A 1,064-nucleotide genomic window follows, 5' to 3' on the forward strand; every position below is an offset into this window, starting at 1 on the left:
GATCTGGAATGAAGCAAACATTATCATTATAGCCTTTATAAATTGTATATAAGGAACAAATTCATAATCTGAACTCATTCAAATTGAAATATTCTGAAGCAGAGTCTGGAAGTCATTAGAAAGAAGATAGGAGCAAGTGGAATGGGGAAATTATTAAGCATTGCCCAGCGTCTGGTGAAAAAGGCACGAGAAATTGACGCAATTAAAGAAGAGCGACATTCGTTGTTTTCAAAAAATAGAAGCCAATGAAGAGCAAATCATTCAAATGCATTACAAAATGGAGTTTAAAAGGCTTGAATGTATGTACTTAAAGCAAGAGCAAATGAAGGAGGATATGGTGTACCGGAAGTTGAAGAAATCAACGAAAATAACAGCTGCCGTAGAACAAGAACTGATGATCATTAGGGAGCACTTGGAGAAAACGGGTAAATCATCTTTCAGTGCTTGCGATGAAAAAGTGGAACAGATTTCTGGCTCAGTCCTTACGGATTATCTAGAGACGGTTCAGGACTTTAATAGATCTCAACTAAAGGACAGAAAGGATGAATAGTTAAAGCCCATGTATTTCCAGAGCTTTTTTCATATGGGATTGCAGGAGGACGTATTTAGACAGTTTGAAGATCAAGTCGTAGAGTGGTCTTTTGAGAATTCACGTTTGAATAGAATGGAAAAGAGTCATGAATCATGAGTATTGATAGAGTCAGCGGTGCTTTGTTAGGATGGGTAGGTGCGCTATTCATACTATCCCTTATATCACCCAATCCTACAATAGTGTAATCATGTTACGCGGCGGCTTCGCCAATTGCTTAGATGACCACGTCCCATGTACGGTTTTCAGAAGTTCAAGTGAGCCACTTCTTTCAGAGTGAAACAAGTACGGATGATCTTTGATGAAGGATGCCCGGCGTTTGTTACGATAGGTAAAATTGTACAATGAGTGGAATCTATTTACAAATGAAAGAATATAGTGCTAATATAATGTAAATAAATTCAATAGCTCTCATATATGCTCAGAAATAAGGCCTGAGCATTTCTACCGGATATACGACTATGGGGGATCTAAC

General features: G+C 38.0%; 1 protein-coding gene and 1 riboswitch. The gene reads left to right on the forward strand.

From position 1 onward, the window contains the following. Positions 1-193 precede the first annotated feature (193 nt). Positions 194-550, forward strand: coding sequence for a hypothetical protein (locus A3842_RS11375; protein ID WP_074101491.1), 357 nt, complete (start codon positions 194-196; stop codon positions 548-550). A gap of 430 nt (positions 551-980) precedes the next feature. Next, a riboswitch (purine riboswitch) is annotated at positions 981-1,064 on the forward strand. This riboswitch is flagged as partial in the annotation.

Origin of the sequence: Paenibacillus sp. P3E (assembly GCF_001909045.1) — a bacterium.
Classification (GTDB): Bacteria; Bacillota; Bacilli; order Paenibacillales; family Paenibacillaceae; genus Paenibacillus_AQ; species Paenibacillus_AQ helianthi.